Origin of the sequence: uncultured Nostoc sp., from assembly GCF_964247315.1 — a bacterium.
GTDB lineage: Bacteria > Cyanobacteriota > Cyanobacteriia > Cyanobacteriales > Nostocaceae > Nostoc.
Window position 1 is genome coordinate 1 of sequence record NZ_CAXTTT010000034.1, and the last position, 24,650, is coordinate 24,650.

Below are 24,650 nucleotides of genomic sequence, written 5' to 3' on the forward strand. Positions count from 1 at the left end.
CCTGACAATGCGATTGTTTCGCCTGACAACACGATTGTTTCACCTGACAATACGATTGTGCCGCGCTATTTTAGGCAGGTAATGCCTATCATATCGGGATAGTCAATGTAATCTTGCCAGAAATCGGAGCCAAATTTCTGTATGCCTTTGGGAGAGACTATTGGATGATGCCAACGGATCTCTTTAAAACCAGCACTCATCAAAGCCCATTCATAAGTCGCTTGGCTAAGGTAGTAGTTATCAATACTGATAGACTCACCGTCATCAGGAATGCTCAATGTTAAGGTTATGGGAGTACCTTCTTGGAGCGACTGGGCACATCTCCTAACAATGCCATATTTCTGATGTTTATGATAAAACTCTGGAAGCAGTTCTAAATTATTGTTCAAACTGACGAATCGACCACCAGGTTTCAGATGAATTGCTATGGCCTGACACATTTTGAGTAGTTGCTCTTTAGTTGAAGCGCAATTCAGCAAGTAGGAGACTACCACAAGATCGAAGCTGCCAAGAGAACCAATTTCCATGACATCACCGATGATATATTCAATTTCAAGTGGAGCAGAAGCTTCTTCAAGTCTTGCCAATTTGATCATTTCTGAGGAAATATCCACACCAACCAAACGTGCAGCGCCATTCTGTTTGAGCAATCGTGTGAAAAATCCTTCTCCACAAGCTAGATCGAGGATTGATTTCCCGGCAACATCTCCGATTAAATTTAAGAATGTATATGCCTCACCATACAAGCGATAAGGCAATTTGTTAAGTTTTTGAAACTGGAGAGCTATGTTATCAAACACAGTTGCCATTTTTTCGCCTCACTTGCAAGTTTTTTATTAAAGAATGTCTGAAAAGTTAAATTCCACGCCTGTCACCTCAGCATCAATAGTTCAAGATAAGCGCCTTACGGCTTGTATGGCTAAAAAGATGCGATCGCTTTCTTGAAGTTAAAATGGGCGTAAAGTATCTCCAATTTAGGTAGTATACGGTAGATTCCAGCAAGCTCATGACCCAGATTCCGAAAAGCGCAGCCCAGTTGTATGAAACAGACTTTGCAGCATGGACAGAAAAAACTGTACAACTCATTCGTGCTGGACAATTTGGACAAGTAGACTGGGATGCTGTGATTGAGGAGATTGAAAGCTTGGGACGGTCAGAACGACGAGAGTTGAAAAGCCGCTTGGAAGTATTATTACAGCATTTGCTCAAGTGGCAATATCAGTCTAGTTTGCGGAGTGGCTCTTGGCGAAATACGATTGATCGGCAGCGCCACAAAATTGCAGATTTACTGCAAGAAAGTCCCAGCCTCAAGTCTTATCCAGAAGAAGTTTTAGCCCAGTGCTATCATCGGGGATTAAAAGCTGCTAGTAATGAAACTGAACTACCAATAAATACGTTTCCTGCGGAATGTCCTTATTCCATTGCCCAAGTTCTTGATAGTGAGTTTTTGCCGAATATTATTGATTTGTAATATTAGGTTGATGCAGTAATTAACTCACCTCGTAGCACAGTTACCGCTTGTCCGGCGAGAAAGACGCGATCGCCCCCGTCATAATACACCTTCACGACGCCACCGCGATTGGATGCTTGATAAGCCAAAAATTCATTTTTGTGCAAGCGATCGCGCCAGAAGGAAGCAAGACAGCAATGAGCCGCTCCAGTAACTGGGTCTTCATTAATACCTAATCCCGGTGCAAAGAAGCGAGAGACGAAATCATATTCAGAATCAGAGTCAGTGAGGCTGGTGACAATCACATCAGAAATCGGTAAGGTTTTGAGTAGTTGAAAATTAGGCTGTATTTGCCGTACTAATTCTTCAGATTCCAATTCCACTAGATAACCTAGTGAATTCTGCAAGACAGATTTGTAGGGTACACCCAAAGCTTGCTTGAGTTCTGGAGGGGCGACTGTTGCTTGTGAGTGATTTACAGGAAAATCTAACTCAATCCACTCACCTTGCAAGTTCGCAATCAGCACTCCACTCTTGGTATAAAAACGTGCAACTTTATCAGGTGACAAATGCCCCTCTGACCAAAGTACATGGGCGCTAGCTAAAGTTGCATGACCACAAAGCGGTACTTCCACCGTGGGCGTAAACCAACGCAGATTAAAGCCATCATCCTGTCTGACTAAAAAAGCTGTTTCAGATAGATTCATCTCCTGCGCTATGTTCTGCATCCAGCGCTCATCTTGGGGAGTAGGCACAACACAGACAGCAGCCGGATTACCCGCGAAAGGTGTATTGGTAAAAGCATCAACCTGAGTAATGATTTGTCCCATTAGATTCACCTTGAAAGTTAACGCAACAACAAATTTTCACGCCGACTTGCTTAATTATACGGACACGATATCATTCGGGCGCACAGCCATGAGCCTCTACCCTGTGTTAATCCAAATGAGAACCGCTATATACAGTACCTTATAAATTAGGAATACAATCTCCAAAAACTAAGGTCAATGTTAAAGCAAACCGAAAACGTGAGGATAAAAATCTTCAGAAGCATATTTGCTGCGGTCAACTTAGGGCTAATTTCTGGAGGATTAGTTAGTTGTGTTGTTGAAGCCCCGCAGCCACCTGCACCAACTGAGCAACAAAAACCAGTCGTACAACCTACCCAACAGCCTCAGCAGACAAAGCAAAATAACAAAGATAACCAAGATAAAAATGGCGATCGCAAAAATGATAAAAAAGATGACGATAAAGACGATAACGATTAAATAAAGGCAAAACTATCACCTTTATCCTTTTTTTTGAGTTTACATTTATGCTTATCCAACAAACTTCTACTTCCCTCGGCGATACTTTACGCCACCGACGGCAACAACTAGCCAAGCTGATTGATTTTCCAGCAATTCTGTGGTCGGGTAGCAACAATTCGCGCAACTTTCCCGCCAATACCTTTCCGTTTCGTGCTAACAGTCATTTCCTCTATTTCGCCGGACTGCCATTACCAAAGGCGGCAATTCGTCTAGAAGGAGGAAAGCTAGAACTATTCATCGACGATCCGTCACCCAGCAGCGTCCTTTGGCATGGAGAAACGCCAACGCGAGAGGAAATAGCCGAGAAGATTGGGGCGGATGTGGCTCGACCAATGGCAGAATTAGAGTCTTGGCTAGAAGATGCCGCTACACTTGCTGTCCAAGATGCAGCTACTTGGACGCAGCAATCGCAGCTATTAAATAGATGGGTTTTACCACAAAGTCTTCCCCAAGGAATCGACTTGGAGTTAGCTAAGGCGATCGTTTCACTCCGCCTCACCCACGATGATGGTGCATTAACCGAGTTGCGAAAAGCTGCGGCTGTCACTGTCAAAGCTCACAAAGCTGGAATGGCAGCAACACCCCAAGCCAAACTAGAAGCTGAAGTTCGGGCAGCGATGGAAGGGGTAATTATTGCCCACAATATGACTACCTCTTACAACAGTATTGTTACTGTTCGCAGTGAAGTTTTGCATAACGAGCAGTATCACCATAGTTTGCAACCAGGTGACTTACTGCTTGCCGATGTTGGCGCTGAAACCCAAACGGGTTGGGCAGGTGATGTGACTCGCACGTGGCCAGTTTCGGGTAAGTTTTCATCTACCCAAAGAGATATTTATAATGTGGTGTTGGTAGCCCATGATGCTTGTATTGCCAAAATCCAGCCTGGTGTAGAGTATGGGGATATTCATCTGCTAGCGGCTACAGCGATCGCTGAAGGTTTAGTAGAGTTAGGTATTTTACAAGGAAATCCCGAAGATTTAGTAGAAATGGATGCCCACGCGCTGTTTTTTCCTCATGGTATCGGCCATCTACTGGGTTTAGATGTGCATGATATGGAAGATTTAGGCGATTTAGCCGGGTATGAAGAGGGACGTGAAAGGAGCGATCGCTTTGGCTTAAGCTACCTCCGTTTAAATCGTCCCCTGCGTCCAGGAATGTTAGTCACAATTGAGCCTGGTTTTTATCAAGTCCCAGCAATTTTAAATGATGCTAATGTCCGTTCAAAATATCAGAATGTAGTGAATTGGCAGCGTTTATCAGAATTTGCCGATGTGCGGGGAATTCGCATTGAAGATGATGTTTTAGTTACTACAGAAGGCAGCGAAGTTTTAACCGCCGCATTGCCAAATGATGCCGATACTGTAGAAAATCTAGTTAATGGCTGAGTTTATGCTAAATTTTACCCCACCCTAACCCTCCCCGTATGTATTGGGGAGGGAACCGGATATCTGATTTTCCTCCTTTGCAAGGGCAGGGAACTGGAGATCCGATTTCCCCCCTTTACAAGGGGGGATTAAGGGGGGTAATAAGTTTCATCACTCCCCTAAACCCAGGTGATTTTGTAACGCTTGGCGCATCACTTCTACAGGCAAAGTTTCTTGCTGTAACCAGATTTTTAATGCTGCTACCCCTTGTTGAACTAGCATTTCTAATCCATCGATAGCAATTGCGCCTTGTTTTTTTGCCTGCTTTAGAAATTGTGTTGGTTTAGGAATATATATTAAATCGTAAGCGATCGCACCCCTTAGTAAATTCGCGATTTCTTCTACACTCAAAGGCGATTCATCGACTTTAGGATACATCCCAATCGGAGTTGTGTTTACCAGCAGATTTGCTTGGGGAATGAGTTTTGGTAATTCTTCCCATTGATGAACCTGGAATTTCTCAGCAAGGGGTGAATTGCTCCAACTATTGCGGAATTCTTCTAATTTCTGCATATTGCGCCCAACAACATGAATTTGGGCAAAACCTAGCTGAGTACAACCTGCGACAACTGCTCTGGCTGCACCACCATTGCCTAAAATTACCGCTACTTTCTGACTCCAATCTTGTTTATATGTTGTCTGTAAAGGGGCAATAAATCCTTCTATATCTGTATTTGTGCCTACCCATTGGTGATTTTGGCGGCTAACAGTATTTACTGCTCCAATAATTTGAGCCAGGGGTGTAATTTCTGAGAGTAGGGGAATGATTGCCTGTTTGTGAGGTATTGTCACATTAAAGCCGACAACCCCAACAGCAGCAAAACCTGCGATCGCCACTTCTAAATTTTGTGGTTCAATCGGAAAAGGGAGATAAATGTAATCTAATCCTAATTGTGCGATCGCAGCATTATGCATAACTGGTGACAGCGAATGCTCCACCGGATGTCCAATGACTCCTAGTAGTTTAGTTTTACCTGTAATTAATTTTGTCATTTGTCATTTGTCATTTGTCATTTGTCATTTGTCATCCCCCTGCTTCTCACTCCTCAGCTAGCCTACAATTATTAAAAGCTCCTTAACATTTCTTTAAATCATGCAGGCAACTACAGCCCCTTCTACAACTCCAATTCCTGGCAAATATTGGCAGTGGCGCGGGCACAATGTTTACTACGTGCGTGCGGGAGAGAAACAAACGCAACGTCCGCCCTTACTTTTGGTACATGGATTTGGTGCTTCTACAGACCACTGGCGCAAGAATATCACAGGATTGTGTCAAGATTTTGAAGTATTTGCGATCGACCTTTTGGGATTCGGGCGATCGGCAAAACCAAAATTGCAGTATAGTGGCGACTTGTGGCGCGACCAACTTCATGATTTTATCAGCGAAGTGATTGGTGAAAAAGCAATATTAGCAGGTAATTCTCTTGGTGGTTATGCTTGCTTGTGTGTTGCGTCACAACGTCCCGACAGTGCAGCTGGTTTAGTCTTGCTCAATAGTGCTGGGCCTTTTAGCGAAAACCAGCCAACATCTGAACCGGAAGCTTTGCAAAGCGAAATTCAGCCACCCAAAAAACCCTCTTCTTTAGAGAAACTTCTGGGTGACTCAGTTAAATGGATTTTTCAACAACCTTTAGCTCAGTTTGTGTTATTTCAATATGTACGACAACGTTGGGTAATTCGCCAAACTTTAGAAAAGGTATACCTTGATAAAAGTGCAGTTACAGACCAATTAGTAGAAGAAATTTCTCGCCCTGCTTTTGATCCGGGTGCATTGGATGTATTTGTTTCAGTTTTTAGCAGTCCTCAAGGGGAAAAAGTTGATGTACTACTAAAGCAATTAACTTGTTCTTTATTGATGTTATGGGGAGAAGCCGATCCGTGGATGAATCCTAGAGAACGTTCTCAAAAGTTTCGTCAATATTGTCCTCAACTCACAGAGCATTTCTTAACAGCAGGTCATTGTCCCCATGATGAAGTACCCGATGGAGTAAATCAACTATTACGCGATTGGATTTGGTCTATTGACTAGGGAGATTAAATCTCATTATAAAATGATGTTGAGAGACGCAATAAATTGCGTCTCTACTTGTAAATTTTTCTATCAAAAAGATAGTTAGATAAAAAAGAAAACTACCATTAAGCTGAAATTCCTGTTACAACAATCCGCGAGCCTTCTAAAAACTTTTCTACTTTGATTTGTGTTCCTAACTCCTCTCCCAAAGCGGGAACATGAGTAATTACGCCAACCAGTCTCTCTTGTTTTCCCAAAGACAGTAAAATATTTGAGACACTTTGCAGAGTTTCAGCATCTAATGTCCCAAATCCCTCATCTATAAACAGACTGCCTAACTTAGCTCCTCTAGACAACTTTTCTGAAAGTGCCAGAGCCAGTGATAAAGAAGTAGCAAAGGTTTCACCACCAGATAGGGTTTGCACTCGTCTAGATTCACCACCACTCCAGTTATCTTCTACTTTATAATCTTTTTTTTCGTATTTCAATGCATATCGCTGTTCTGTAAGTTCGAGCAGAAACACTGTTGCTTGTTCTACTAATTCTCGCTCAAAATGCTGGAGAATATAGTCTTGAAATCGATCCGATCTCAACTCTTTGGACAAAATTTGATATGTTCCTAGCTCTTGTTGTTTGCTAGATAGTTGTGCTTGCAGTTTCTCTACTTGCTCTTGCTGTTCTTCAGCTTTAGCAATCACAAGTTTTAAATTGTTGTATTCATCTTGTGCTTGTTTATATTTTTCTCCAGCATCAGCTACAATTTTTTCATACTGGACAATTATTTCTGCGTTGGTAGTTCTATCACCAATTGCATCCGTTTCTCGCTTAACGTTAGTTTGCAACTGAATTTTATTAGTGTTGTAATCATCAATTTTCAGCTGCCATTGATTTTGTTCTTCTGGGTCTACTTTAGATTGGTGAAACAATTGCTCTGTAAAGTTTACAGATAATAAACTAGTCTGCCATTCAGTTTCTAGGTGTTGTTTTTCAGTAGAAGCTAAATCAAAGTCTTTTTTTGCCTTGATCTCACTTTGTCGAGCTTGCCGAAATTCATCACGAGCAGTTTGATAGTTATGGGTTTCATGCTGAATACGATGCTCTAACTCTTGTTTATCTCGTTCTAGCTTTTGGAATAAATTATCATAAGACTCACCCTCAGTAAGTTTGGATAGTTGATCTGATATTTCCTGAAGTTGTATTTTTTGGCGTTCTACTTCATGTGCTGCATCTTGATGTTGAGTTTGCTTATCTGATAAATTACTTGTTGCAGACTTGAAATTTTGTTCGCTTACTTGAACTTCTGTAACTGTTTTCTCTTTATTTCTTAAATATTGTTGATACTTAGCGTCACTTTCATGTAATGCTTGGCGTTCCTATTCAAGTACTTTAACTTTCCATTTGTCTGTTTTTAAGATGACACTAATTTGTTGTGTCTCTGCCTCCAGATCGGCTTCTTTTTCTGCTAATATTTGACGACATTCAATTTCTTGTTTTTTTAGATTATCCCTGGTTGTTTCAGCTTTAGTTTTAGTATCAGCAGCTTTTTGACGAGTTTGTTCAGCAGCGCGATCGCATTTTTCTAGTGCTTCGATATTGCCAGAAGATTCTAGTTGTGGTAAAAAGTGGGCTTCTGGATAAACACCACCACAAACTGGACAATCATCGTCAGTATGTAGCAATGCACGTAAAGCCGCAGCATAATTGTTTTGTCTAGCAATATCTAATTCAACACGAGATCGATCACATTCTGCTTTAGATTTTTGGAAATTTAAAATAGTAGACTGATAATCAGATTCAGCGGTGATTAATTCTTGAGTAATTTGTTGTAGTTTGGTGCGATCGCTTTCAACTTGCTTTTGAATTCCTTCCCACTTAATTAGTAAAGGTATAACTTGATTAAGTTGCTCTAATTTATCACCACCAGAGGAAGATTGAGAAATTTCATTATTAACTATAGTCAATATCTGATTTTTTTGGATTAATTCCAATTCAGCTTTTTTGACAGCTTTATCAGCCTCTGTTAAATACTTGACTTTTTCTGCTAATTTTTTTTCTAACCTCTTTACTTCGTCGTTAATTTGACGACGCTGTTCTTCATAGATTTTGGCAGTATTAAGGGCTTCTTCTCGCCGTTTTAGCTGCGGTGCAATTTCAGTCTGGTAGGTTTGTGCTTGACTGAAATTATCTTCTTGAATTTTAAAAGCTGATTGTTTCTCAATCAAAGCTTTGGAAGCAATCTCAACATCAGCTTGAGTTTTGTCATATCGATTGCGAGCCAAATTGACTGATGTCCAGATGGCTGATAAGCGATCGCTAACTCGCGCTTGTTCTAATTGCTGTTTTAATTCACTTATTTCTATAGCTTGTTTATTTAATTCCTCAAGTTGCTCTTGCCAATCTGCTAAAGCTTTCAGACGTTGCAATAATTCTTTTTCTGCGGCTAAAGCGGTTTGTGCTTTGGTAACTGCTTCATGTAATCTGGGTAATTATTGTGAGAGAAACTGAGAGCGATCGCGTCGTTGAGAATTCAGTTCTATATCTAATGATAAATCCAGATTTTTTAGCTGTTCTTGAATTCCGTTACATTCACCTTCAAGAAGATTAGCTTGCTTTCCAGCCTGCGAACACATATCTGAAAAAATTTTTTCGTATCCAACCAGATTGCTTAAAATCTGACGCCGTTCAGTACTTTTACCTTTGAGGAACTCATCAAATTGACCTTGAGGAAGCAAAATAACTTTTGTAAAAGTTTCAAAATTCATTCCTAAAACTTTCTCGATAACGGCATTAATCTCTGCTTCCTTTTGTTCTCCAAAAGGTTGAAAATCGTCATTTATCCGCTTTTCTAACTTAAAAGTAAGCTTAGGCTGGGATGCAGGGCAAACGCATCTAAATTACTCTTGATCACAACCAAGGTTAAGAACCAACGAAAAAATCAGCATTTATCGTTTGGTTTAGTTTCCCAAGCTCAAAGTGATCGCTTCAACCTGTGTCAATAAGCAACAATTAATGCGACTATTTGGGAGCTTATTGAAAATACAATCCTTTTGTTGACATGATGCGGCCGCCCTGGGCTGGGATGTTTTAGTACGATATAACCATGAACGAAAGACTAAAAACTCTGTTTGATTAACCAAAAAGCGTAATGATACCTGTAATTTTAAACTCCCCTGACTCAATAATTCTTTGGGTTGAGTTTTTCTTGCTACTTTCCCATATAATGCCAAAGTCATCGCATCGAGTAAAGATGATTTGCCCGCGCCTGTTGGGCCAGTAATAGCGAATACTTCCAACTTCTCAAAATTAATCTTTGTCTGATTACGAAAACTGGTAAAACCTTCTAAAGTCAGTTCAAGCGGTCGCATCTTGGTTTTCCTTAATTTCCTTGTATAGTTCTTCAAATTTTGCTACAACGGCCAGAGGAGGCGTTGTGTTTAATTCTTCTTGGAAGTAGCGTTTAAATTCTTCCACTGGCTCGAACTCTTCCTGATTTATGGATTTTTCCCGCTTTGATTCCACTTCTGGAAAACGTGGCTCAATTTGCAGGACTTTATCGCCACAAATTTTCCGAATTTTGTCAGCTAACCCGATTTGGGGCGTTTGCAAGTTAATAATTACCTTCAGATAGCCTGGATGAGTGCGTTGTGGTTCTAGTTTTTCTTCATAATCGCTCAATTCACATTCGACTATCTTCAAAGGTTTTTGACAGGGGATAGATATAAACTCTGGTTTTTTGGCGGGAGAACCAAGTTCAACATCAATCAAATAAAATCCTTTATCTTCTTCAGCTTCGCCAAAGTCCACTTGAATCAAAGAACCTGAATAGTAAGTAGGAGCTGCAATTGGAATTTCTTGAGATTTATGGATGTGTCCGAGAGCAATATACTGAGCTTCAGCAGGTAGGCTTTGTCCAGCCAAGGCGTAGGTTTCTTTGGTGTGATGACGGGCTTCGGAATTGGCTAATCTAGCACCATCAACAGTGAGGTGAGCCATGAGGATATTCACACTATCATCTTGAAAACCAGTGGCTAAGTTGTTGAGCAAATAGCCTACCCTTTCTCTGTAGTGGTTTATTTGCTGTAACTCGTCCATTGTCCACAGATTTTCAACTGTCAATAGTCGCCGTTCTGAAGCAAAGGGCATAGCAGCTACACGCAGTTTGCCGTTAGGGGTTTCTAGGGTAATCAAACCTCCTTGATTGACACGACGAGGTTTCCCTAAAATCTGCACGCCAGCTAAAGACAAGAGATTAGCTATGCCATCAAAGCGGGAAGCAGAATCATGATTACCTGCGATCGCTATTGCCGGAATTTTGGCATTTCGCAATCCCTCGAAAAACTGATACGCAACTCGTTCAGCATCAGATGGTGGATTAGGAGTTTCAAAAATATCGCCTGCGATTAATACCGCATCAACTTCTAATTCTTTAGCTTGTCGTAAAAGTTCATTTAGAGTAAATTCAATTTCCGGGGTACGATCTTTGCCTTTGAGATGTCGCCCCAAATGCCAGTCAGATGTATGAATTAAACGCACAATTCCTCCTAAAAACGGTCAATATCAGCTTCGATGCTGGTAATTTCTGTTTGGCTCAAAAATACTTCTTCCTTACGAGTGGCGTAAGCGGGGAAGGGGAAGTTAATTAAAATTGGTGCAGGGACTTCTGGCTGATGCACAAACATCGTTCCAGATTTAAGAAATAAAGCTCGCTTGCGACAAGAACCTGTAAGAAAGTTATATTCTGGACGTTCTGCTTCGGCTGAATCTAACCTACCCACAACACGGATAGCCGCTTGTCCAACAACGCGCCGTTCAACTTCTGAGGCCGTTTGCTGTGCGCCAATTAAGATAATTCCTAGCGATCGCCCCCGTTCTGCAATATCTACTAGTAAATCTTTAATCGGGCTACGTCCATCACGGGGTGCATATTTGTTTAATTCATCCAGAACGATAAAAACAACAGGTTCCCTACCCTGTTTTTCCTTTTGAAAAAATAGCTTTTGTAGTAAAACACCCACAACAAACTTTTGAGCGCGGGCACTGAGTTTGTGGATATCAGTTACAGTCAGTTGAGCATCTGAAGCTATTGGGTTGAGTTGGTATTTAGCAACTTCATCTGGTGATAAATCCCCACGAATTAAATGGTTAACTTCACTACTGATACCATACAAACGCCGAATCATTGCTTCAGCCGTAGCTGCAACATTTCGCCCTAACCAACGCTTGTTTTCTTCTCGATCTTCGTCATTGAGAAGTTTGTCTTCTAAAAAGTCAATTAAATCTCTAAAGGTTTTAATTTGTGTTTTGCCTTCTTCCGCAAACGCTTCTACTTGTAAATAAGCTTGCGGTTTGCGCCGACTCTGACAATCGCTCTGGTCATTTTCTTCTGCTACCCGTGCTAACCTTTCTTCTACTATTGTTACTAAGTAAGATAGATTTCCTCGGTCTAAATCCTCACCAGTGAACAAAAAGCGAAACAAGCGATCGCGGCACAATTCCCGAATACTCCACAAATAAACTGATATCCCTTCATAACGCTGTTCTAAATCAGAATCAACAGTTCGGGAATCTCTTTTTGGTGCAGCCCGAAAACTTGCACTTTTAAAAGGTTGTACTGGCAATTTCATCAATTCATATTTATTTTTATCCTTTTGCTTTTCAGAATTGCCATAACTTTGATTTAATTTGTCTAAAAAGAATAAATCTTCACCCTTAACATTGAAAATTAGTGCTTTAGTATTAGCTTTATAAGAACCTAAAACCGGAGAATTGAAAATAGAATATAACAAAAACAAAGCATAGGATGTTTTAGTAGCAACTCCCGAAACACCAGAAATATTTACATGAGCGCCTTTTTCACCATTGATAAATGAGTAGTTAAAATATGCTGCATTGCCGTTATTCATAATACCAGCCGGAATTGGGGTATCCATGCTGTCAAAATACAAAGCCGATGCCAACTGTTTACCTACAGCGAGGTGAACTGGATCGCCTGGTTGTGGGGGTAAATACTCTTCTGGCTCAATTCTTGTGACTTGAACGTGAGCAGTGTAAGAAATATTGATTGGTAAAATACCTTCTTTAGCAACTAAAAAAGTATCAGTATCAAATTGCGCTCCTTCGTATTGAGTGCGGACATAATCCACCACACCGTAAAAACGTACAATTCCGCCACCATCTGGACGTTGAGTTTGCACCTCTACAACATCATCTAGCCGTAAAACTTTTTTGGCATCCACTGCTATCCAAAATTCCAAAGGAGTAGCTTCTTTAGTACCAAGTACAAAACCGATTGGTTCAGAAGATATCATTAATTACCTCCAAAAGATGCCAGAAAGCATTGCAGCCGTCGCTTAATTAGTATTGCATCACCCATTCTTCTGCCTAATTCCCGTTCCAAAGCGCTAACAGGTGCAAGGTTTTGTGGTGCGCGCGGATCTCGTGATGGATGGGAAGCATAATAGGGAATTAAATAGCAAGTTTGATTAGCTATTTCTTTAGCTGTTTCTATGTCAATTTTGCTAGATAACTCCAGCCGCACGATGCCATGTAAATCGTGGTAGCCAAGTTGTTGTGGAGAATATTGAGAATCACCAGATTTCAAATACCAAGAGTATTGGGATCTATCTTTAATATGAAAAATAGGTGTGCGCTTTCCTGGTAACAATTTCCACAAGAAGGCAGCATAATTTTCAGATAGGTATTGTTTGTGCATTGTCTTGATGTAGCCCAACGTAGATGTTGGCGATTCATATCGCAATGCTCCATCTCGAATTACCAAAGTATTTGCATCTTTTACATTTAGTTTGCCTACTAGCTGTTCCTCTGCTGCTAGCATGGCATTTTGAACAATTGCACCCCGTGCTTCAGGAGTATTTGGTTGATTGCTTTTAATTGCTGTGTAGAGTAATTCTGCTTTGCTTCCTAAAGGACAAGGGATGGGTGTTGATACTACATCTTGCTCTCCGCCAAAACCCACAACTCGGCAAACATTAATTTCAATACAACTCGCTTTGGGGATAGTTCTATCTACTACCACTGCACCCACAGCAATTGTCCCAAAAACACCGTATGTTATTGTGTTGCCATCCCCACCGACAAGCGCAGCGTCTAGCCGACGACGCCCGTCGATAAAAATGAGGCGATTAGGTAGCGATCGCGGTTCAGGAGACTGAAAACAGTCCCAATTCTCAGTTTCTACTGTTGGGTTAATATCACTTTCAGACAGTGAAAGCTCTTCGCTGATTTGAATTGGCGGCTCGTAGTCATTCCTCCAAGGCTCCAAGCGAAAGTTATGCGATCGCCAGAAGCTACTTACATAGTTCTCCTCAGACATTACTTTGTATTTTGCTTCGTCAAATATATGTTTCTAATGTTACTCACAATCTCCGAATGATTGTCAAGTTTATGGATTATTAAATCTTGGCAACTTTTGTTAATAGTCATCCAAATAGGAACGAACCTACCGCATTGCAGAAGGGGCGATCGCTAAAGAGCAAAGGAATTTTAGCGGCTCATGCGATCCCAGCTAAAATTTGCCTTGTCAAGTTTAAAACACACTTATTTAATTATTTAAAAACGTAGGATCTAAGTTCTTGCTCTATTTGGTCACTAATAATCTCAGTTCCCATACCGATTTTATCGAGGTTAACCCTTACAAAATTTGTTTTATCTTCTTTTGTAAACTTTTTATCATTATCTGAGTCTTTAATAATTTTTAGAAAAATTGCATTTTCACTTGGAACAACAACCCAACTGATTATTCGAGTATTATTTGGGGTAATTTGCTGAAGGTTCTTACCTGATAAATCAGAAAGATAGCCAATAGTAGCATCTTCGTTGTTAAGTTTTTTATCTGTATTTGTATCTTGGTCAATGATTTTATATAACCAAACTCTGGTAGTTGGCTTTTTTGCCGCTTTTATCTCCAATAAATCGAAGGAGGTGATAATGGCTTTTTTATTTAATAAAAGATGAGCTTCACTACCTTGCTTTTGATAAAAGATGATGTTATACAATTGATTTCTTTCATTTTCATAAGAACGTGAAAGGTTTAAATCAATTCCTTTATCTTCATTCTGCTCTGCAAGACTAACAGGAATCATTAGATAATCTGATTGTTCTTTAATAATTAAATCGCCATAGATAAGATTTGGTTGTAGCTTCGGTTTCTCAGTTGCTTTTGCCTGTTCTACATTTCTACTAACAGAAGACTTACAGGAAAAAGAAAGGGCAGCTACAATCATAACTGTAGTAATCTTATTTAAAAAGCGATACTTTTTCATCAAATTCTCCTAGCAGGATATGTTGCTGTCCTATTTTATTCCCTGCTGGAAAATTAGCTATAGTCCATCCAATACGCTTGGCTTTGTAAAAAATTGTAGGTTGGGTTAAGCAAAGCGTAACCCAACAAAGCCCCACTGGCACTCGCTGCCGTACCGAGAAAATCATATTACAGTAAAATACCAAAAACCTGGTCGAGGTTGACCAGGTTTTATCGAGTTTACAGGTTTCAAATTTTAAACTGATTAACTAACTGAAGGTTAATAACTAGGGTGGACTGAAAAACTAACAAACTCAGCATTCTTGCGTTTTTCTGCTTTAGGATTTGGCTTCGCCCTCTACATTAGGCTTTTTGCCACTTTTCTTACATTTGATATGCTGAAATTTGCTTGGGCTGATGACAAGGCGACACTAAGTCATTAACCCTTTTTGTTTGGTTTTATTTTTTTTGTGTCCTACTATCTAAATTATCACTTAATTTGTAAGTTGCAACCCTTGGTTTACTAAAGTTGACGTTTTGTTAGATTTTGCAATCTAGAGCCATAAATTTGATCCCCAACCCTCTTTTGAAGAAAGTTAAAGGGATCTTGGATAGATTAAGCATAGTAAGCAAACTGCATTGTCATCAAACCCACATAATCTGATTGTCATCCAGATGGTCGGTGACAATACGGCCAATGGCATCAATTTCTGCCAATTCAGCGGTAGAAAGGTTGATTTGGGCGGCTAATGCATTATCTAGTGCTTGTTCGGGATAACGCCCTCCAGCGATCGCATTTGTTTGAGGTTGAGCAATTAACCAGGCTAAAGCTAACTGAGCAAGGGTACAATTATGATGAAGAGCTATAGGACGCAGTTTTTCTAGCGCTTGTTGGGCACGTTCAAAGTTTTCGCCTTGAAACAGTTTATTTTTAGCACGGTTATCTGTTGGGTCAAATTTATGACCGAGAGCAAATCTTCCTGTTAACAACCCCTGCGCTAAAGGCGAATAAGCAAGGATAGAAATATTGTTTTCGATACAATAGGGCAATGCATCTTGTTCTACCTGTCTCCAGAATAAAGAATAGGGTGGTTGTAAACTATCAATACGTCCATAAGTTGTTGCTTCTGCTAACTGGACAGCAGAAAAATTGGAAACACCGATTGCTCGAATTTTACCTTGCTTTTTGAGCATGTTAAGAGCTTTCATAGTTTCTTCGATAGGTACTATTTCACTATTGAAAGCGCCGGAGGGCCAATGTATTTGGTAAAGATCGATGTAATCAGTTTTCAGGTTAGTTAAGGAACGATCGCAAGCTTCAATCGCTTGTTCATACTTAAGATGGTTAGCAAAAACTTTCGTGGCATATTGCACGTGAGTTCGTACATCAGATAAAGCTTCAGCGACAATTCGCTCAGAGTGTCCTTCACCATAAGCTTCAGCAGTATCAATTGTCGTGATGCCAGCTTCATAAGCGGCTCGAATAGTTTTAATCGAGTCAGCATCGTCAATTCCCACCCACATTCTTTTACCAGCTTGCCAAGTTCCCATCAGAATGGGTGTGATTTTGACTTCACTTATACCTAGCGATCGCTTTTCCATAACTACTTCCTAATTTATTGCCTTGGACAGGTTCATACTTTATCAGTCTTAGCTTCAAATTAAATCAGAGTTACAGTAGATACCGATGGAATTGACTACAACTTTTCATGCTCTCAAAGAATGGGCAGTTGCCATAAATGCCTTGGAAGATGGCAAAACAATTATGTTGCTCCGCAAAGGCGGTATCCACGAACGACATGGACATTTCCAAGTTGCCCACAAGCAAATTTTGCTTTACCCTACTTATGAACATCAACAAGCTTTCATGCTGAAAGCTGAGTATGCCAATAATGTCTATCCAGTAACATCAGGCTGGCATCCTGAAACTGTTCGCATTGGCAGTTGGGCTGAAATTACAGATATTTTGCCAGTGAGTGACGAGTCTATTGTCAACAGCTTACTTCCCTTCCATATTTGGAACGAGCATTTTATTAGCGATCGCCTCAAATGGAAAGCACGTCAACCCCTTTATATTCTGCTTCTGCGGACATATAAACTACCGCAAGAGCAAGAAATTCCCTATTACGCCAAATACGCTGGCTGCAAGTCATGGATTGATTTAGATCGATCGATTTACTTGCAAACAACACAACCAGTTTTATCTAACTTTGCATACAGCCAAATAGTAGAGACAATTCGCCAGATTGTCGGCGATAAGTTGTATGCTCCATCCTTCTAATAACCCAACTTGTTGTTCAGATACCCGATTTATTCAATAAGTCGGGTATCTAAATCTAGTTTAAGTAAGTGCTATTCCACCCTATAGATCATTTGATTTATAACTTTATAAATTATCTCTAATATCAGGTTCAGTTAAACACTCAATAATATTTGTAGTAGCGCGATAGGCTTAAAATGTTGGGTTGAGGAACGAAACCCAACATTTCCAGGTCTTGCTTGTTGGGTTGCGCTTTGCTTAACCCAACCTACATTTACATCTAATACTACTAATAATTGTGTGTTGTCATAATTTATTTACCCATCAATCAGGTAAAGTCGGAAGTATGTATTCTGAAGTTTCAAATATTGTAAGTCTTCATGAAGGTTTCGTTGATGTTTCTCGCCTCTTCAGCTAAACCTATTAATGACAATCTCAAGAATTTGGTAGAATAAATTAAGGCTATCTACTGGGCAAATTAGCCCGTGGAGGTAGAGGTTAGCCGCCTGTATCATCGGTGACAGTTATGCTGATGAGATGAAGTCCCTCGTGTGGCGTCACTTCTTTCTAAGATTAAAGCGATAAATAATTAAGTTCTTTCCTTTTGCCCTTACCCGCAATGCCATTCCCCTTTTCTCCTTCAAGCAAGAAGTATTCAGATAACAGACATTTCTGGAAAATAGATTGTGGCATGTGTAGTCTAAAGCAAATATCACTTGATGCTTAATTTAGCTCAAGGGGGTCTAATGATTGATCGCTTTGTGAATCTAATTTTTATCGATTCCTTCGCCCTAGCAATTAACCTGACGTTTGGTACATTGCTTCGGATTAAAATCTGCAACTATTCATGGGATGGAATTGTAGGTAATAAGCTTCCAACACCAGAAAATAGTGCCAGTTCTTCTGAATTGCCACCATCCTTGGAGGAGGTAGATATAACCACTCATATTTCATGAAGCCTGCCTGCTATTGTGATCAAATTACTTTAGTTGACGTTTTGCGTGATTTGTAACTATTTGATTTGTGAAAATTGAAAGGCTCAGATTCCCGACTTTTCTAAGGAGTCGGGAATTTTATTCTTGGTGGGCAATAGTACCCCAAATAAGCAAAGCAGCAGAACTTGAAGATGTTGTTCCTTCCCAGATTTGGGAATACTAGACTTGGAAAACTTTGTTGGCAAAGGTAAGCGGTGCATGAACAACGCTCAAGTCAGAATATATGAGCTATCAAAAGAATTGAATTTGGATAATAAAGAATTACTAGCAATTTGCGACCAACTCAACATCGCGGTCAAAAGCTATAGCAGCAAAATTTCAGAGTCTGAGGCAGAACGAATCCGTTTGGCTGCTAAAAAATTTGCATCTAAAAATGGGATACAACAGGAATTAGCTATAACCAGTCATCAACCAAATTCACCAAAGACTATATCTCCAAATCGGCTTGCTCCCCTTCACAAACGACAAACTTTAGAAATTCATCAACCCAAAATCTTAACAAATCGTCCCTCTAAAACGCCAGAACCATCCGTTACTACCTCTTTCCAAGCAAGTTGCTTAAATATTAAAACAGATTTGGAAAAATGGGGCTATGTCTTCTTAGGTTCTTCAGCAATTAATAGTTTAATCAGCAATTTTGAAAGTCAAGTAGCCCTTGAATCATATCGTGAACCTTGGCAGCGACAAGAGCGTGCTAACGAGTTAATATTTGATTTACTAGGTCAAGAGCCTCGCTTAGTATATGTACGCCGCAAGGGTACGGGGCAAAATCCTGGAGAAGAAATTTGGGATCTAACTATAGCAACAGATCAAGATGATTTTCAATTACCTGCAAGACTTGAGAAGCTAGGAAAAACACTAGGATTTAGAGCAGTTGTACAACAAGATGGAAGGGGCGGTTTAAGAATACTATCTGCTAAGTTGCGACAACTTTCACAGGGAAATGCTGATGGCTATGCTGTACCTTATCGTTTACGGCTGTTGCCTAATCATCAGTATCATATCGATATTCCGCCAACGGCATTGACACAGGTGGCAGCTATGCCTATATGCGGCAACCATCTCCCTACAGAAGATCATCTGCGAATTTGGGAAGTATTTTTACAGATTGAGGAAAACATCGCTAAAACACGGCAATTTTGTGTGCCTTTTTTCAGCCACAATGGGTTCGGAAGACGGATTACTTTTGAGATTGACGTAACCTCAGCTACTCTTGACGGTTCTGATGAAAATTCCTTGGCTGTGGAAAACTTCTGGGAACGGGTAAAACGAGCAAAAAATGAAGAGGTTAAGCTGTTCGAGACTACTCCCAGAGGACAAAACTGGCGCAACAGTCGCCAATTAGGAATTATTGAAGAAGTTCTCCCAAACAGTTGCATTATCCGCGTGAGGCTAGAACGCGATTTAGCTGACTACATGGCAGCAGGGCTTTATCAGCTACCAGCTACCGGATTTTTGTTTTTCGAGGCAGTTGGTGACATCCAACAGATTAAACGCAAAAAAGCAGCCTTGACACAATTAAAACAGGGACATACCCAAAATCCCTATTTGGGAAACTTTTTATTCGACGCTTCCCAAGCAAGACTTATTCAAAAAACCGTTGAATTACGACCAGAAGATTTGTTATTATCCTCTGCTAATCCTAGCCAGAAAGCAGCAGTAGAAACAGTGCTTGCAGCTGAAGATTTAGTTTTAATTCAAGGGCCGCCAGGTACTGGTAAAACTACCGTAATTGCCGAGATTTGCTATCAAGTTGCTCTACGGGGTGGACGCACTCTAATTACTTCTCAAGCTAATTTAGCAGTAGATAACGCCCTGAGTCGATTAGTTCATAACCCTGTAATCCGGGCTGTGCGAAAGGGAAACGCCGAAAAAGTTGGAGAGGAAGGACAGCCATTTTTAGAAGATCGAGTGATTGGTACATGGTTAGAAAATACTGCTACTGACTGCGAAAAAAATCTCACCCAGCGCCTCGATAACGTAAGAGTTTTACGTGAATTGCTGTCAGCATCACAACGTTTCACAGCATACCTGAAAGTAGAAGAGGTATTTAATAGAGAGCAGAATTTATTACAGACGCGTAAAGCAAAATTAGAGTCAGCTTGTACAACCCAAAAAAATGAATACAATCAAGCCGCATCTCAACTAGGCGAGGTTGAATCTCTGAAAACTGCTTTAGAGGAATTGCTGAATCAAGCACCTTCAGTTGACTGGCAAGACCCAGCACTTCTTAATTTGTGGGCGGGTCTGAATAAATACACATCTACAGACGCTTTCTTGCGAAACTTTGCTGCTAATCTTCGGTTAGCAATTAATTTGGCTTCTGAACTTGGTATGGTTCAACCAAATCATAGCTTATTTGGTTTAGCTGGTTGGTTACAGAACACTGTAGTTTCTTGGATTACTAAAGTTCGCACAGCATTAGCCTACGCTAGTAATATAACTATGGCAATGACCGAAGCGGAGTTAGCTGCACAAACTTACACACAAAATTCCGAATCTCTTGCTCGCCTAAAGTCAAATCACCAACAATTGCTTGTTAACCAGCAAAGTTTACAGCAAAGAATTAGGGATCTACAAAACCGTGAATCTGAGGTCATTTTAGCAATAAATGACCTTGATATATGGTTGTCTACAGCTAATTTAAATATTATCAATGTATTGATACAGTGCTTACAAAATCGTCAAGACTTTAGAGTTGACTTAATTTCATTACCTTCGAGGTTACGAAGTATGACGATCGCAGATCAATATCTACCCTGGCAACAAAGTATTGATCAGTGTCAGTTAAAAGTCAATGAATTAATTCAAAAATATCGCCAATGGGATAGAGTATGTAGTCGGGTTACTGAAATCAGAGATTTACTCGTGCGGGGGCGAAATCTACTAGATAATCGCTCAATCAATGAAGCTGCTATTTCCCAGGTGAGCGTTAGTAACGCGCTAGACCCTGTGGAATCTCTCATAAAGCTGAAGCAACTAGCACAAAATAGCATCGATGAGATTGAGAAACCACTAGGGGTCTGGGGTCGGATTATTGAATGGGGGCTTGCGGTTGCTGTCAAGCAGAAAAGTTTGGATTCCATAGCTCAAAAGTTACGTCCATATAGTCGCCGTTATGGTGCGGCCGTAACTCTTGAGGCTATTAGGAGACAAGCCCAGACTATACGTCAAAAAATTAAACCTGTTGACAGTGAATTGGCTATTTCCCAAATTACAGAGGAGGTGGTCAATGGCATAGTTACGAGTGCGCGTACATGGCTGAAGCAACTACAGGCCGAAACAGAAATAGAGCAAAAGCAGCTTGAGGTTCAATTAAATGAACAGATGAGGTCAGCGGCTAATGAGCAGCAAAAAATATCTGCTAATCAAGAACATTTAGAAACTTCTCGCAGTGAAGCTGACTTCAAATTTCAAAGAGCGCTCGCACTCTTGCAAGAACTTTCATCCTTTCCCCACTTACCGAATGAATTAAGACTTTTAGTGCAACGATACCTCAATAATTCCTCAAATATTCTGACTGAATCCCCACAATTTACAGCAAAAATACGGAACTGGGAAAATCGGCTAGAACAACTTAATAGTTTGATTTCCTTAATCGATCCTTTTGCTACACTTTCGACTATCAAAGACCTGCTGGTAATTTGCATTTATAGCTTGCAGACAACAACTGAAACTTACAAAAGCAAATTTTTAGAAATTCAATGCAAAATCCAGAATATTGTTGAGCATTTACAGCAGCAATTAGAATATATCTCAAATGAGCGAACTTGGTGGCAGTCAATTTGGGAAGCAATTCCTGGTAAATTCAAGCCTGAACTTGATTCTACAGACTTGTTTAATCTGGAATCGTTACGCAATATCAAGACTCAGTTTCAATCTTGGCAACAACAACTCCAAAATGAAGAAATTTATCTCAATCGATATCAGCACTTTGTCCAAGATTGGATAGGAAAATTAAGACAGCCAACGGAAGGCGATGCCTGCGGCGGGCTACGCCTACGCACTGATTTAAGGCGGATTTATCTAGATAATGCCAACGTCATTGGTATCACTTGTGTTCAAGCCGCAAATTACGATTTTTCACAAGAATTCAAATACTTTGATGTTGTCATTATTGATGAAGTAAGTAAATGTACTCCTCCAGAGTTATTAATCCCAGCTTTGAAAGGCAAAAAGTTAGTCATGGTAGGCGACCATCGACAATTACCACCCATGCTTGACACGAATACTTTAGAGGAAGTTTCTCAAGAGATTGGCAGCACAAATACAGAACTAGAATTATTGCAAGAGTCACTGTTCAAAATTCAGTTTGAAACTGCTAATGATAGCATTAAAGAAATGTTAAATATTCAATATCGAATGCACCCAATAATTATGGGGGCAATCAATCAGTTTTATGATGGTAAACTAGAATGTGGGATTTTGGAGCCGGATACAAAACGCGCACATAATTTAGCAAGCAAAATCATCCAAGAATATCACCATCTTATCTGGATAAAAACGCCTGGAAGTAATGAGTTTAAAGAGGAAACTATAGAAACTTCATTCTTTAATATTCCAGAAATTAATGCGATTGAACGTCTATGTAAGCAGTTTGAGACTACTTGGGCTTCTAGAGTTGCTAATGGTGAACCAAAAAAAGAAATCGCCGTGATTACTTTTTATGGCGCTCAACTCAGGAAAATTGATGAACGCTTGCAATCTAAACATTTTCCATCGCTACAAATCACCACTGGTACAGTAGACCGATTTCAAGGTATGGAACGACCTGTTGTAATTGTGAGTATGGTTCGCAATAATAATAGAGGAGATGTGGGATTTGCCAAGAAACCAGAACGAGTTAACGTTGCATTTTCCCGCGCTCAAGAATTACTAATAATTGTGGGTTGTCATTCGCTATTTACTCAACAGCGTGGACAAGTCGGGAGTATGTACTCCAATGTTTCAAACATCGTGTGTCTACATGGAGGTTTCGTTGATGTTTCTCGCCTCTTCTGCTAAACCGATTGATGACAATATCAAGAATTTTGTTGACGAAATAGAAGCGCAAAGTCCTAGTTTATCAGTTTTAGCAGCGCGTCAATTTCGTTATAGCTTATGTCAAACTCCGGTAGAACTAAATATCAAGGAACCGCGCCAGTTTAATGTACTCGAAGAATTTATTATCCGTGCTGCTATAGAATTTCAACCTCCGCCAACAGAAGATGAATTAGCATCTGTACTTGGGCTTGATTCTGTATTTATTAAAACTACTACTACAACTCTTCGTTCCTTACAAACTCTATCACCAACATCGCCACTAACAGTTACTCCTGAAGGTCGCTCATTTTATGAAAAAGGGTCTGTACCACAGCCGCCATATCCTATACAAATTAATGCTATTACAGACCCTTTAAGCAACAAGATAACCTTTCAATCTGAATCACTAAACGAGATGGTGATAAATTTGCCTGATTTGGCAGACTTTATAACTATTGATAATGCAATTGCTGATATTGCTTCTTTACCGTTTGAGGAAATCCAAAAAAGTATTCAAGCTTCAGATTTAGCACTTCATATACCAGAAGAGGGAAAAATCGTCACTTCCTGCAAGGTGCTAGCTTCGACTCAAAAAATTTGGAAAAAAATATCACTTTTCGTTATCTTTGATGCTCTTGAAAATAAGTTGAGTATCCAAATAAGAAATGGAAAGCAAATTTTAGAGTCAGCATCAAGTTGGTTAGATTTTTTACACACTGAAGGTAAAATATCCTTGCAAGCGTTATGTAAATTGTCAACTGAAACCATAAATTTTGAACGCGAAGTGATTCTCAGGCAGAAAAATACTGAAATAGAAGCTAGACTCGAAAATATTCGCCAAAAGGCGCTGGAAGCTGCCACAGTCAACAATGTAAAAATAGATAATTCTACAGTGGTAGGTGAAGCTATACAGTTACGTGATGGGCAAATTGCTCAAGCTTTTATAGAAGTTTTAAATTCGGCTAAAAGTCAAGTTATGATTTACTCTGCTTGGGTGAATCAGGCAGTTGTCAATGAAAAATTTATAACTCTTTTACAGAAATTAGCTAATCAGGGAGTTTGGATTTTAATTGGATATGGAATTGCGCGGCGACAAGAAGATGAAGATAAACCAATTCCACCAGAATTAGAAAAAAAACTTCGAGCGATAAAAACACCTGATGGTTTACCATCTGTACAGGTTTTTTGGTTGGGAGATTCCCATATCAAAGAAGTCATAGTTGATCGAGAAATCCATCTTTGCGGCTCTCATAACTGGTTATCCTATCGTGGCGATTACCTACCACGAGGTGAGTCCGTTTATAAAGTGACAATTCCCCTTCAAGTCCAGGAAGCTTATGAATTTCTTGCTAATCGCTTCCAAAATCACGCTCAAAAATTATGGCAAAATGCTCTAGAAAACCGCGATTCTAAACTGGCTGTAGAGTCTTTATGTATGTGGGGTGCGCTAGGTATGGAAGATACTGCACTCAAAGAGATACAGAAAAATAATTGGCTTGAACTTCTGCCTGTATGGTTGAATGTAGCACTACAGGGATTAAAATCGAAAAACTTATCAGGTGATTCAGCAAGTTTTAAAACTGCACTTTCGTTGCTGAGTCAAGTTTCTATTGAAGAGGCTTTTATTGAGTTATTGCAACAGGGATGGCGTAAAGTCATAGGCGCGATCGCAATTAACAATCCCGAAACTGCTTTAAATTTACTTAATGATGAAGTATGGGCGCAATTTATACGTCTCAATATTGTTCAAGACAGTGATTCGCCCAATGATTTTATTTTATATTGTATTTAACCCACACTAGGATATTTTTCATACTCCAATAGTAATAATTTATTAGAACACAGCCCAGATAGATGCCGTCTTGATTTCGCGGAAATTGGCAATTAAATGATTCTTAACCTTTGATTGACTTAA

At 39.9% G+C, this 24,650-nt stretch carries 20 protein-coding genes; 8 read left to right on the forward strand and 12 right to left on the reverse strand.

Annotated elements, in window-relative coordinates:
• Positions 1-65 precede the first annotated feature (65 nt).
• Entirely contained in the window at positions 66-809 is a 744-nt protein-coding gene (locus tag ACFE93_RS12370) for a class I SAM-dependent methyltransferase (protein WP_375473569.1), read from the reverse strand.
• Between the two features lie 197 nt (positions 810-1,006).
• On the opposite strand from ACFE93_RS12370, the gene ACFE93_RS12375 reads away from it, so the two are divergent.
• A complete protein-coding gene (locus ACFE93_RS12375) occupies positions 1,007-1,471 on the forward strand; it encodes a DUF29 domain-containing protein (protein WP_375473570.1) in 465 nt (154 codons plus the stop codon).
• Between the two features lie 2 nt (positions 1,472-1,473).
• Here the strand turns inward: ACFE93_RS12375 and ACFE93_RS12380 are convergent, their stop codons facing one another.
• The gene (locus ACFE93_RS12380) at positions 1,474-2,280 is read right to left on the reverse strand and encodes a PhzF family phenazine biosynthesis protein (RefSeq protein WP_375473571.1); all 807 of its coding nucleotides are present in this window, start codon (positions 2,278-2,280) and stop codon (positions 1,474-1,476) included.
• A gap of 177 nt (positions 2,281-2,457) precedes the next feature.
• Here ACFE93_RS12380 and ACFE93_RS12385 point away from each other — a divergent pair, with 177 nt between their 5' ends.
• Positions 2,458-2,718, forward strand: coding sequence for a hypothetical protein (locus tag ACFE93_RS12385; RefSeq protein WP_375473572.1), 261 nt, complete (start codon positions 2,458-2,460; stop codon positions 2,716-2,718).
• 47 nt (positions 2,719-2,765) lie between these two features.
• The gene (locus ACFE93_RS12390; protein WP_375473573.1) at positions 2,766-4,148 is read left to right on the forward strand and encodes an aminopeptidase P family protein; all 1,383 of its coding nucleotides are present in this window, start codon (positions 2,766-2,768) and stop codon (positions 4,146-4,148) included.
• A 150-nt stretch (positions 4,149-4,298) separates the two neighbouring features.
• Here the strand turns inward: ACFE93_RS12390 and ACFE93_RS12395 are convergent, their stop codons facing one another.
• Entirely contained in the window at positions 4,299-5,180 is an 882-nt protein-coding gene (locus ACFE93_RS12395) for a shikimate dehydrogenase (RefSeq protein WP_375473574.1), read from the reverse strand.
• A gap of 100 nt (positions 5,181-5,280) precedes the next feature.
• Between ACFE93_RS12395 and ACFE93_RS12400 the strand changes: the two genes are divergently transcribed.
• Positions 5,281-6,216 carry an alpha/beta fold hydrolase gene (locus tag ACFE93_RS12400; protein ID WP_375473575.1) on the forward strand — a complete coding sequence of 312 codons (936 nt, stop codon included), beginning with the start codon at positions 5,281-5,283 and terminating at the stop codon, positions 6,214-6,216.
• 107 nt (positions 6,217-6,323) lie between these two features.
• On the opposite strand, the gene ACFE93_RS12405 is transcribed toward ACFE93_RS12400, so the two are convergent.
• The 9 genes from ACFE93_RS12405 to ACFE93_RS12445 all read right to left on the reverse strand — a co-directional run bounded on the left by ACFE93_RS12405 (position 6,324) and on the right by ACFE93_RS12445 (position 16,060).
• Positions 6,324-7,124, reverse strand: coding sequence for an SbcC/MukB-like Walker B domain-containing protein (locus ACFE93_RS12405; protein ID WP_375473576.1), 801 nt, complete (start codon positions 7,122-7,124; stop codon positions 6,324-6,326).
• A 447-nt stretch (positions 7,125-7,571) separates the two neighbouring features.
• Positions 7,572-8,621, reverse strand: coding sequence for a hypothetical protein (locus tag ACFE93_RS12410; RefSeq protein WP_375473577.1), 1,050 nt, complete (start codon positions 8,619-8,621; stop codon positions 7,572-7,574).
• 63 nt (positions 8,622-8,684) lie between these two features.
• Positions 8,685-8,960 carry a hypothetical protein gene (locus tag ACFE93_RS12415; RefSeq protein WP_375473578.1) on the reverse strand — a complete coding sequence of 92 codons (276 nt, stop codon included), beginning with the start codon at positions 8,958-8,960 and terminating at the stop codon, positions 8,685-8,687.
• A gap of 192 nt (positions 8,961-9,152) precedes the next feature.
• Positions 9,153-9,563: an AAA family ATPase gene (locus ACFE93_RS12420; RefSeq protein WP_375473579.1), complete on the reverse strand. Its 411-nt coding sequence runs from the start codon at positions 9,561-9,563 to the stop codon at positions 9,153-9,155.
• Complete coding sequence (locus ACFE93_RS12425) at positions 9,550-10,731, reverse strand: exonuclease SbcCD subunit D (RefSeq protein ID WP_375473580.1); 1,182 nt, start codon at positions 10,729-10,731, stop codon at positions 9,550-9,552. The genes ACFE93_RS12420 and ACFE93_RS12425 overlap by 14 nt, the downstream gene beginning before the upstream one ends.
• A gap of 8 nt (positions 10,732-10,739) precedes the next feature.
• The gene (locus tag ACFE93_RS12430) at positions 10,740-12,506 is read right to left on the reverse strand and encodes an ATP-binding protein (RefSeq protein ID WP_375473581.1); all 1,767 of its coding nucleotides are present in this window, start codon (positions 12,504-12,506) and stop codon (positions 10,740-10,742) included.
• Positions 12,506-13,531 carry a hypothetical protein gene (locus ACFE93_RS12435; protein ID WP_375473582.1) on the reverse strand — a complete coding sequence of 342 codons (1,026 nt, stop codon included), beginning with the start codon at positions 13,529-13,531 and terminating at the stop codon, positions 12,506-12,508. Before ACFE93_RS12435 ends, ACFE93_RS12430 begins: the two co-directional genes overlap by 1 nt.
• A gap of 232 nt (positions 13,532-13,763) precedes the next feature.
• Positions 13,764-14,480: a hypothetical protein gene (locus tag ACFE93_RS12440; RefSeq protein WP_375473583.1), complete on the reverse strand. Its 717-nt coding sequence runs from the start codon at positions 14,478-14,480 to the stop codon at positions 13,764-13,766.
• A gap of 623 nt (positions 14,481-15,103) precedes the next feature.
• A complete protein-coding gene (locus ACFE93_RS12445) occupies positions 15,104-16,060 on the reverse strand; it encodes an aldo/keto reductase (RefSeq protein WP_375473584.1) in 957 nt (318 codons plus the stop codon).
• An 85-nt stretch (positions 16,061-16,145) separates the two neighbouring features.
• On the opposite strand from ACFE93_RS12445, the gene ACFE93_RS12450 reads away from it, so the two are divergent.
• The 4 genes from ACFE93_RS12450 to ACFE93_RS12465 all read left to right on the forward strand — a co-directional run bounded on the left by ACFE93_RS12450 (position 16,146) and on the right by ACFE93_RS12465 (position 24,527).
• Complete coding sequence (locus tag ACFE93_RS12450; RefSeq protein WP_375473585.1) at positions 16,146-16,739, forward strand: DUF1802 family protein; 594 nt, start codon at positions 16,146-16,148, stop codon at positions 16,737-16,739.
• Positions 16,740-17,464: 725 nt separating this feature from the next.
• Positions 17,465-17,674, forward strand: a complete 210-nt coding sequence (locus ACFE93_RS12455) for a hypothetical protein (RefSeq protein WP_375473586.1) — start codon at positions 17,465-17,467, stop codon at positions 17,672-17,674.
• A 237-nt stretch (positions 17,675-17,911) separates the two neighbouring features.
• Positions 17,912-22,717 carry a translation initiation factor IF-2 N-terminal domain-containing protein gene (locus tag ACFE93_RS12460; protein WP_375473587.1) on the forward strand — a complete coding sequence of 1,602 codons (4,806 nt, stop codon included), beginning with the start codon at positions 17,912-17,914 and terminating at the stop codon, positions 22,715-22,717.
• Positions 22,656-24,527, forward strand: a complete 1,872-nt coding sequence (locus ACFE93_RS12465; RefSeq protein WP_375473588.1) for a hypothetical protein — start codon at positions 22,656-22,658, stop codon at positions 24,525-24,527. The genes ACFE93_RS12460 and ACFE93_RS12465 overlap by 62 nt, the downstream gene beginning before the upstream one ends.
• The last annotated feature ends 123 nt before the right edge of the window (positions 24,528-24,650 follow it).

Coding starts and splice junctions, on each gene's coding strand:
- ACFE93_RS12370 (WP_375473569.1), bottom strand. CDS start 809: ATGGCAACTGTGTTTGATAACATAGCTCTCCAGTTTCAAAAACTTAAC.
- ACFE93_RS12375 (WP_375473570.1), top strand. CDS start 1,007: ATGACCCAGATTCCGAAAAGCGCAGCCCAGTTGTATGAAACAGACTTT.
- ACFE93_RS12380 (WP_375473571.1), bottom strand. CDS start 2,280: ATGGGACAAATCATTACTCAGGTTGATGCTTTTACCAATACACCTTTC.
- ACFE93_RS12385 (WP_375473572.1), top strand. CDS start 2,458: ATGTTAAAGCAAACCGAAAACGTGAGGATAAAAATCTTCAGAAGCATA.
- ACFE93_RS12390 (WP_375473573.1), top strand. CDS start 2,766: ATGCTTATCCAACAAACTTCTACTTCCCTCGGCGATACTTTACGCCAC.
- ACFE93_RS12395 (WP_375473574.1), bottom strand. CDS start 5,180: ATGACAAAATTAATTACAGGTAAAACTAAACTACTAGGAGTCATTGGA.
- ACFE93_RS12400 (WP_375473575.1), top strand. CDS start 5,281: ATGCAGGCAACTACAGCCCCTTCTACAACTCCAATTCCTGGCAAATAT.
- ACFE93_RS12415 (WP_375473578.1), bottom strand. CDS start 8,960: ATGAATTTTGAAACTTTTACAAAAGTTATTTTGCTTCCTCAAGGTCAA.
- ACFE93_RS12420 (WP_375473579.1), bottom strand. CDS start 9,563: ATGCGACCGCTTGAACTGACTTTAGAAGGTTTTACCAGTTTTCGTAAT.
- ACFE93_RS12430 (WP_375473581.1), bottom strand. CDS start 12,506: ATGATATCTTCTGAACCAATCGGTTTTGTACTTGGTACTAAAGAAGCT.
- ACFE93_RS12435 (WP_375473582.1), bottom strand. CDS start 13,531: ATGTCTGAGGAGAACTATGTAAGTAGCTTCTGGCGATCGCATAACTTT.
- ACFE93_RS12440 (WP_375473583.1), bottom strand. CDS start 14,480: ATGAAAAAGTATCGCTTTTTAAATAAGATTACTACAGTTATGATTGTA.
- ACFE93_RS12445 (WP_375473584.1), bottom strand. CDS start 16,060: ATGGAAAAGCGATCGCTAGGTATAAGTGAAGTCAAAATCACACCCATT.
- ACFE93_RS12450 (WP_375473585.1), top strand. CDS start 16,146: ATGGAATTGACTACAACTTTTCATGCTCTCAAAGAATGGGCAGTTGCC.
- ACFE93_RS12455 (WP_375473586.1), top strand. CDS start 17,465: ATGATTGATCGCTTTGTGAATCTAATTTTTATCGATTCCTTCGCCCTA.
- ACFE93_RS12460 (WP_375473587.1), top strand. CDS start 17,912: ATGAACAACGCTCAAGTCAGAATATATGAGCTATCAAAAGAATTGAAT.
- ACFE93_RS12465 (WP_375473588.1), top strand. CDS start 22,656: ATGTTTCAAACATCGTGTGTCTACATGGAGGTTTCGTTGATGTTTCTC.